The organism is Cellulomonas fimi (assembly GCF_028527925.1).
Taxonomy (GTDB): domain Bacteria; phylum Actinomycetota; class Actinomycetes; order Actinomycetales; family Cellulomonadaceae; genus Cellulomonas; species Cellulomonas fimi_C.
Genome location: NZ_JAPESW010000081.1, coordinates 1 through 8,597, shown reverse-complemented (window position 1 = coordinate 8,597; position 8,597 = coordinate 1). Strand labels below are relative to the sequence as shown.

General features: G+C 73.1%; 7 protein-coding genes. 2 read left to right on the top strand and 5 right to left on the bottom strand.

The features are described 5' to 3' along the window. Positions 1-2,286, bottom strand: a 2,286-nt coding sequence (locus tag OMK64_RS19405) for a sensor histidine kinase (protein WP_272730002.1), incomplete at its 3' end; no start/stop codon positions are given. Positions 2,287-2,511: 225 nt separating this feature from the next. Here OMK64_RS19405 and OMK64_RS19400 point away from each other — a divergent pair. Then, positions 2,512-3,489: an NAD(P)H-quinone oxidoreductase gene (locus OMK64_RS19400; RefSeq protein WP_272730001.1), complete on the top strand. Its 978-nt coding sequence runs from the start codon at positions 2,512-2,514 to the stop codon at positions 3,487-3,489. 22 nt (positions 3,490-3,511) lie between these two features. On the opposite strand, the gene OMK64_RS19395 is transcribed toward OMK64_RS19400, so the two are convergent. After that, on the bottom strand, positions 3,512-4,744 hold the full coding sequence (locus tag OMK64_RS19395) for an AGE family epimerase/isomerase (RefSeq protein WP_272730000.1): 1,233 nt from the start codon (positions 4,742-4,744) through the stop codon (positions 3,512-3,514). A 76-nt stretch (positions 4,745-4,820) separates the two neighbouring features. Here OMK64_RS19395 and OMK64_RS19390 point away from each other — a divergent pair, with 76 nt between their 5' ends. Beyond that, positions 4,821-5,414: a bacterial proteasome activator family protein gene (locus tag OMK64_RS19390; RefSeq protein WP_272729999.1), complete on the top strand. Its 594-nt coding sequence runs from the start codon at positions 4,821-4,823 to the stop codon at positions 5,412-5,414. A gap of 51 nt (positions 5,415-5,465) precedes the next feature. Here the strand turns inward: OMK64_RS19390 and OMK64_RS19385 are convergent, their stop codons facing one another. The 3 genes from OMK64_RS19385 to OMK64_RS19375 all read right to left on the bottom strand — a co-directional run bounded on the left by OMK64_RS19385 (position 5,466) and on the right by OMK64_RS19375 (position 8,422). Continuing rightward, entirely contained in the window at positions 5,466-6,350 is an 885-nt protein-coding gene (locus OMK64_RS19385) for an EamA family transporter (RefSeq protein WP_272729998.1), read from the bottom strand. Positions 6,351-6,488: 138 nt separating this feature from the next. Continuing rightward, complete coding sequence (locus OMK64_RS19380) at positions 6,489-7,436, bottom strand: carbohydrate ABC transporter permease (RefSeq protein WP_272729997.1); 948 nt, start codon at positions 7,434-7,436, stop codon at positions 6,489-6,491. Next, a complete protein-coding gene (locus tag OMK64_RS19375; protein ID WP_272729996.1) occupies positions 7,433-8,422 on the bottom strand; it encodes a carbohydrate ABC transporter permease in 990 nt (329 codons plus the stop codon). The genes OMK64_RS19380 and OMK64_RS19375 overlap by 4 nt, the downstream gene beginning before the upstream one ends. Between the last annotated feature and the right edge of the window lie 175 nt (positions 8,423-8,597).

Here is an 8,597-nt window from a genome sequence, read left to right as displayed (position 1 = left end):
GGGCGTGGCCTCGGGCTCGGGGGTCGCCCACGCGGAGGTGGACGCCTTCGAGCGGCTCGGAAGGCCCGAGCTGAGCGGCGTCGTCGCGATCGTCGGCGGGGTCCACTCGCCCCCGGCGGAGCCGAGGTCGGCGGTGAGGTTCCCGGACGGCACCTCGGGCAGGACGATCTTGTCCTCGTCGAACGTCTTCGCGGAGCGCGTCGGCAGGGCACCGCCGCCACGGACGGGCAGCGACGACGGGGCGACCTCGTTCTCGCCCGTGTCGTCGGCGCGCTTGCGGCGCGGCAGACCCAGGCCCGTCTGCCCGTCGGTGAGCGCGGCCAGGTCGACCTCGCGGACGACCGGCGCGTCCTCGACGACCGGGGCCGCCGCAGGGAGCTGCGCGGCCGGCTGCGGCGCGGACGGCGCACCGTAGAGGGCCGTCTCGGTCGCGGCGAACAGCGTCGACGGGAACCGGACGATGGTCTCGGTGCCGGTGCCCTGCGAGCTCTTGTGCAGGCGGACCTCAGCGCCGAGGCGCTGGGCCAGACGGCCGACGACGAAGAGGCCGAGGCGCTGGGCGCCCAGGGCGTCGCTCGCGGAGACCGACACGATCTTCGAGTTCGCCGCGGCGAGCTCGGCCTCGGTCATGCCCAGGCCGTGGTCGAGGATGCGGACGTACACGTGCTGGCCGGACACGCCGGTGGTGACCGTGACGGGCGTCTCCGGCTCGGAGAAGATCGTCGCGTTCTCGAGGAGCTCGGCGAGCATGTGCGCGGCGCCCAGGGCGTTGAACCCGAGCATGTGCGGGTCGACCTGCAGGTCGAGCTCGACGCGGTCGTACTGCTCGATCTCGGAGGACGCGGTCCGGATCACGTCGGACAGCGGCATCGCGTCGCGCAGGCGTCGACCGGAGTCGATGCCGGCGAGCACGAGGAGCGACTCCGCGTTACGACGCATCCGGGTGGCCAGGTGGTCGAGCCGGAACAGGTTCGCCAGGGTCGACGGGTCCTCCTCCGCGCGCTCGAGCGAGTCGATGAACGACAGCTGGCGGTTGAGGAGCACCTGGTCGCGGCGGGCGACGTTGACGAACATCTCCGCGATCGAGCCACGCAGCGCGGCCTGCTCCTGGGCGACCTGGACGGTCGTGGCGTTCACGGAGTTGAACGCGTCGGCGAGCTTGCCGACCTCGTCGCGCGAGTTCACCGGGATCGGCTGCAGGACGATCTCCGGGCCCTCACCGGGGACGGCCACCTGCTCGACGAGCTTGGGGAGCTGCTCGCGGACGTCGGCAGCGGCGGCGGTCAGGCGCCGCAGCGGCGTCACGATCGCTCGGGCGATGACGAGGGCGAAGAACAGCGACAGCGCGGCGGCGGCGACGGCGATCGCGATCGTGTACACGGCACGCGTCTCGGACGCCGTCGCTGCCTCGTCGGCGATCTCGGCCGCGCGCTTCAGGACGGCGTCGTTCACGCTGACCAGCGACGCGGTCTGCTGCTGGATGTCACCGGAGTACGCGGCCGGGTCGATACGGTCGAAACCCTGCGCGTTGCCCTGCTGGATCCACGTACGCATCGACGTGAAGGACGAGGAGGGGTCACGCGCCGGCAGCGCGATGCCGGGCTCACCCAGCCGCTCGACGGCGGCGCGGGCACGGGCACGCGACACCTCGGTCGTCGTGACGAGGTTCTGGTAGACGCGGGCGCCGGCGGCCTGCGCCTGGCGGGCACGCAGCAGGCCCTGACCGGCGAGCATCTCGGTGATGAGGCCGTCGGCCGTCGCGGAGACGTCGCGGTACGCGGTCACGTACTGGGCCAGGGTGCGGTCGTCGAGGACGTTCGCGACCTGCTCGACGAGGTCGATCTGGCCCTTGATGATGGCCTCGTAGCTGTTGGCCGTCTGGTTCCGGTCGCCCTTGCCGTCGACGAGCGTGCGCACCTGCGGCAGCGCCGCGTTGTGCGCGAGCTGCACCTCCTGGAACTGCCGCACCACGGAGGGCGGGAACTCCTCGAGGTCGAGCTCGCGGGTGATCGGCCGCACCTTGGCGAGCATCGAGTCCGTCTGGGCGCGCGCCGCCGCGATCTCCTCGACCGGTGCGGCGCTCACGGACAGCACGCGCTCCGCCTGGATCGCGCTCGAGAGCGGGGCGTACGCCTGGAGCGCCGCCACGGCACCCTCGGCGGCACGCACGCGCTGCGCCTCGCGGATCGCGTCGTACGAGATGAACGCCCCAGCGCCGAACAGGACGAGCATGGGCACGGCAAGGACAGCCAAGATCTTGGCGCGGATGCCAAGCCGTCGCAGCATGTCGTTCCTCTCCTCCACCCGACACGGGTGTTGCCACCGGGGGGCGTGTCGGCCCTGCGTCCTGTCGGAACCCTCGAGGGGGCCCACCGCCACCATCGGCTCCTGGACACCGGACCATTAGCCCGCGCCAGAGTTTGCCACGGACCTCACCCGATGGGATACGCCGGGACAGGACCAGGTGCGCACCCTATCGGCCGCGTCCTGACGGGCCGCTAGGGTGCGCAGATGAGGGCTGTCGTGGTCGCGGAGCCGGGTCCTGCGGACGTCCTGCGGGTCGCCGACGTGGACGAGCCCGTGCCAGGCCCCGCGGAGGTGCTCGTGCAGGTCAGCGCCGCGGGCGTCAACCGGGCCGACCTCCTCCAGCGCGAGGGTCGCTACCCCCCGCCGCCGGGTGCGCCGCCCTGGCCGGGCCTCGAGGTGTCGGGCGTCGTCGTCGCCGTCGGGGACGACGTCGGGGGCCGCTGGCACCCCGGCGACCGGGTCGCCGCGCTCCTCGCCGGCGGAGGTTACGCCGATCGGGTGACGGTCCACGCCGACCTGTGCCTGCCGGTCCCCGACTCGGTGCCCCTCGAGGACGCCGCCGCGCTGCCCGAGGCGGTCGCGACCGTGTGGTCGAACCTGCGCGCCGCGCACCTGTCGCCCGGCGAGACGCTGCTGGTGCACGGCGGGTCGGGCGGTGTCGGGTCGGTGGCCGTGCAGCTCGGCCGCGCGCTCGGCACGCGGGTCATGGCGACGGCCGGCGGCCCGGACCGTGTCGCACGCGTCCGCGAGCTCGGCGCCGACCTCGCGCTCGACCACCGGGAGGACGACCTCGTGGGGCGCGTGCGCGCCGCGACCGACCACCGGGGCGTCGACGTCGTGCTCGACGTCCTGGGTGCGGGCGCGCTCGCCGACAACCTGCGGCTGCTCGCCGACGGCGGGCGCCTCGTCGTCATCGGCATGCAGCAGGGCCGAAGGGCGGAGCTGGACCTCGGGCTGCTGCTCGCGCGCCGCGCGTCCGTCATCGGCACGACGCTGCGGTCGCGCCCGCACGCGCAGAAGGCCGCGATCGTCGACGGCGTCGCGCGCCACGTGTGGCCGCTGGTCGCGGACGGCACGGTCCGGCCCGTCGTGCACGCACGCGTCCCGCTCGCGGACGCCGCGGAGGCGCACCGCATGATGGAGCGCGGCGAGGTCTTCGGGAAGGTGCTGCTGATCCCCTGAGCCGCCCCGGGGGCGACCCGGCTCAGTCCAGCAGCCCGGCCGCGAGCGCCGGGACGATCACCGGGGTCAGCGGCAGGCGCGGGACCAGCGTCGCCTGCACCGCGTGGTAGAGGTCGGCCTTGCCCGCCCACACCGTGCGCGACACCGTGTTGTCGGTGCCGAGCTCGTGCCACCACGAGCCGCCCTCACGGTCGAGGTGGTACGTCCCGACGTACTCCCACCACTGCGCGTAGAGGTCGTCGTACCGCGCCTCGCCGGTCGCAGCGTGCAGCGCGGCGGCCGCCGCGACGGCCTCGGCGGCGACCCAGTGCATGCGCTCGCGCACGACGGGCGTGCCGCTCCAGTCGACCGTGTACACGAACCCGGGGGCGCCGTCGACGTCCCAGCCCTCGCGGACGCCCGCGTCGAACAGCGCGACGGCGTCGTCGAGGAGCCACGTCGGGGCGACGTCGCCGCGCGCGGTCAGGGCGGCGCGCGCGTGCAGCGTGAGCCGCGCCCACTCGAACCAGTGGCCGATGGTCGCGCCGTAGGGGCGGAACGGGTGCGCGGGCGTGTCGACGTTGTACTCGAGGTCCGCGACCCAGTCGGCGTCGAAGTGCTCGGGGATGCGCCAGGAGTTGCCCTTCGCGAACCCGTCGACGACCCGCTCGACGATCCGGAGCGCACGGTCGAGCCAGATCCGGTGGCCCGTGACGTCGGCGGCCGCGAGGTACGCCTCGACGGTGTGCATGTTCGCGTTGACGCCGCGGTAGCCGTCGAGCGTGGTGAACGTGCGGTCCCACTGCTCGACCGCGAGGCCCGCGTCCTCGTCCCAGAAGTGCTGCTCCGAGACGGCGAGCGCCTCGTCGAGCAGCTCCCGCGCACCGGGCCGGCCGGCGGCCGTCGCGCTGGATGCCGCGAGGATCACGAACGCGTGCGGATAGGCGGCCTTGTCGGTGTCCCGCGGGGTGCCGTCGCGCTCGACCTCGGCGAACCAGCCGCCGTGCTCGTCGTCGTGGAAGACGCCGCGCAACGCCGCGAGCCCGTGGTCGACGAGCGCCGCCGAGCCGGGGCGGCCCAGCAGGTGCCCGATCGCGTAGACGTGCGTCATGCGGCACGTGATCCACAGCTCGAGCGGACCGTCCTGCGCGCCGCCCTGCTCGTCCTGCCGCGCGAACCCGCCGCCGGGCAGCGCCGACGCCCGCCCGAAGTCCAGCAACCGGTCGGTCTCGCCCTCGAGCCACCGGGTGTGCGCGGGCGTCGTCAGCCAGGCCATGCGTCAACCCTACCGACGCCCCGCCGTGCGCCGGTCCGGGCTGCACGGTCGTCGGCGCGCGGGACACAATGCCCGGATGAGCGACGACGAGGCACGTGACGAGGACGGCACGCAGCAGCACGCGCAGGGCCCGACGGGCGCCGGACCGCGGGTCGTCGTGGTGCCCGCGCCGGGCGGCGACGACGGTGCGCCCGACGACGGCGACGAGGGGCGTGAGGACGTCTCCGACCTCGTGGGCGAGCCCGCCAAGGTCATGCGGATCGGCACGATGATCAAGCAGCTGCTCGACGAGGTCCGCAGCGCGCCCCTCGACGACGCCGCCCGCGCGCGGCTGGCGGAGGTGCACGAGCGGTCGCTCAAGGAGCTCGAGGACGGCCTGTCCCCCGAGCTCGTCGCGGAGCTGCACCGCATCACCCTGCCGTTCGTCGACGAGCAGACGCCGTCGGACGCCGAGCTCCGCATCGCGCAGGCGCAGCTCGTCGGGTGGCTCGAGGGGCTGTTCCACGGCATCCAGACGGCGCTCGTCGCGCAGCAGATGGCGGCGCAGGCGCAGCTGTCGCAGATGCGTCGCGCGCTCCCGCCCGGCCGCGGCGGCATGCCGGGCCACCCGGGCCTGGCGATCGGCGACCCCGAGGACCCCGAGCGCCCCGGGACCGGTCAGTACCTCTAGGCGGTCCGCAGGGACGCCTCGCCGTCGCCGCTCCGGCGGCCCACCAGGCCGTCACGCGGGCGGCGGTGCCTCGTCGGCGGCGGCGCGGTCGTTCCCGTCGGTCGCGGTGAGCGCGATCGCGCCCGAGACCAGCACGAGCCCCGCGAGCTCGGCGGGGTGCGGGACCTGGCGCAGCACGACGGCCCCCACGACGGCCGCCGTGGCGGGCAGCAGCGCGAGCAGGATCGCGAACGTCGCGGGCCGCACGCGCCGCAGGACGACCTGCTCGAGCGCGTACGGCACGACGGACGACAGCACGGCGACGCCGACCACGAGCAGCGCGAGGCGCGCGTCGGCGACGACGGGCGCGGCGCCGGCGACGAAGAACGGCGCGAGCACGAGCGCGCCTGCGGTCATCGCGACGGACAGGCCCGTGACGCCCCCGCTCTCGGCCGTGGCGACGCGTCGCCCGAGCACGATGTAGCCGGCCCAGCACACGGCGGAGACCCCGATCGCGACGAGCCCGACGACCGCGTCGCCGCCCGGCACCGCGCCGGACTCGAGCGTGACGCCCGCGAGCAGCACGACGCCCACCGCGGCGACCCCGATCGCGACCCGGTCGCGCCACCCGTGCCCGGTGACGGCGGCGACCGCGACGGGCCCGACGAACTCGAGCGCGACGGCGGTGCCGAGCGGCAGGTGGTCGATCGCGACGTAGAACGCGACGTTCATCAGGCCCAGCACGACCCCGAACAGGACGGTGGTGAGGACCGCCCGGCGCGTCCACAGGTCGCGTGACCGCCACGGCCGCCGCCAGAGCACGAGCACCACGGCCGCGACGGCGAGGCGCAGCCACGCGACGACCGCGGGCGGCAGCACGTCGAACAGCCCGACCGCGATCGCGGCGCCGAGGTACTGGGTGAGGCCCGACAGCACGAAGAGGAGCGGCGCGGGCACCCGCCCAGCGTAGGCACCGGCGCGATCGCCGCCCGACGTCGCTCCGGCCGGCCGCCCACCCCGGCCGGCCCTCGCACGCCGCGGCCCGCGTCACCTCGGAGGGCGCGCGGGCCGCGGGTCGTGCGGTCGTGCGGGACGTCAGCCCTTGACGGCACCGCCCAGCAGGCCGCGGACGAAGTACCGCTGGAGCCCGAGGAACACGATGAGCGGCACGATCATCGCGATGAACGCACCCGCGGACAGCAGGTGCCACTGCGACCCGCGCGTGCCGGCGAGCTCGGCGACGCGCACCGTCAGCGGCGCGACGTCGGGCGTGCCGCCCGCGAACACCAGCGCGACGAGCAGGTCGTTCCACACCCACAGGAACTGGAAGATCGCGAACGACGCGATCGCGGGCGTGAGCAGCGGCAGGAGCACCTGGAAGAAGATCTTCACGTGCCCGGCACCGTCGACGCGCGCGGCCTCGACGAGCGACGGCGGGATGTCCTTCATGAAGTTGTGCAGCAGGTAGATCGCGAGCGGCAGCGCGAAGATCGAGTGCGACAGCCACACGACCCAGAACGACCCCGCCAGTCCCCAGTCGACGTACTGCGAGAGCAGCGGCACGAGCGTGACCTGGATCGGGACGACCTGGAGCGCGAACACCGCGACGAACAGCAGGTTGCGGCCCCTGAAGTCGATCCAGGCGAACGCGTACGCGGCCAGCAGCGCGAGCGAGATCGGGATGAGGACCGCGGGGAGCGTGATGACGAGCGAGTTGAGGAAGTAGGTCGCGAGGCTCGTCGACGACCCGAACAGCGCCTCCTGGTAGTTCTCGAGCGTGAGCTCGGGGTTCCACGGCAGCGTCCACCAGCCCGACGACCGGATCTCGGCGCGCGGCCGGAACGACGTCACGAACAGGCCGAACGTCGGGACGGTCCACAGGACCGCGATGACGATCGCGATGCCCGACGCCCACGGGGAGCTGAGCTTGCCCTTGACGGCGATCGCGCGCTTCTCCGCGCGGGACATCTTCCGCGCGGGCCTTGCGACGCGGGTGTCCGCCTCGGTCTCGTCGACCAGGTTGGTGGGCGGGATGACGGTCATCGGATCTCCTCCGAGAGTCGCAGCTGCCGCACGTTGTAGACGACGATCGGGATGACGAGCACGAAGAGCAGCACTGCGAGGGCTGCGCCGAACGCGGGGTTCTGTGCGCGGAACGACTGCGTGTAGTACTCGTACGCCACGACGGACGTGCCGAAGTTGCCGCCGGTCATCGTCCGGACGATGTCGAACACCTTGAGCGTTGCCATGGCGATCGTCGTGAGCACGACCACGAGGGCGGGCCGGATGCTCGGGACGGTGATGAAGCGGAACATCTTGGCGCCGCCCAGGCCGTCGAGGCGCGCGGCCTCGACGATGTCGTCGGGGATCGCCTTGATCGCGGCGGAGAGCACCGTCATCGCAAAGCCCGCCTGGATCCACACCATGACCGCGATGAGGAACAGCGTGTTCCAGGGTTGGTTCAGCAGGAACTGCTGCGGTGGCAGCCCGAGCCACACGAGGATCTGGTTCGCGAGCCCGATCTGCTGGATGTTGCCCTGGTCGGGGCGGTACTCGTAGACGAACTTCCAGATGATCGACGCCCCGACGAGCGAGATCGCCATCGGCAGGAAGATCAGCGTCTTCGCGAACGACTCGAACCGCGTCCGGTCGACCATGACCGCGTAGACGAGCCCGATGAAGGTGGCGACGAGGGGGACCAGGACGACCCACAGCAGCGTGTTGCGCAGGACGATCTGGAACTGGTCCTCGGTGAACGCCTTCACGTAGTTGTCGAACCCGACGAACGCGTCGCCGCTGTTGTCGTAGAACGAGTCGCGGATCGTCCGCAGGCCCGGGTAGAGCAGGCCGAACGTGAGGAACAGCAGGGTCGGACCGAGGAACCCGAGCGCGACCACCCACACGGGCAGCCGCTTGATCCGGTCGACGCCGAACAGGATCACACCCATCACGACGACGAACAGCAGGATCGCGAGCACCATCAGGGTCAGCTTCTCGCCCGTCGTGTCGGGGCGGATCAACCAGTCCATGGCTCACCTTTCATCGCCGTCCAGGCCGGCGTCGATGCACGGGGGGAGGCGCGCGAGCCGTGCGCGCAGGGGACCGCCGGTGCGACGGCCGTGGTGGGGGCCCGCGGACGGACCCCCACCACGTCGGTGTCACACCGGTCGAGGCGTCACTGCGGCCAGGCCGCCTCGATGTTGT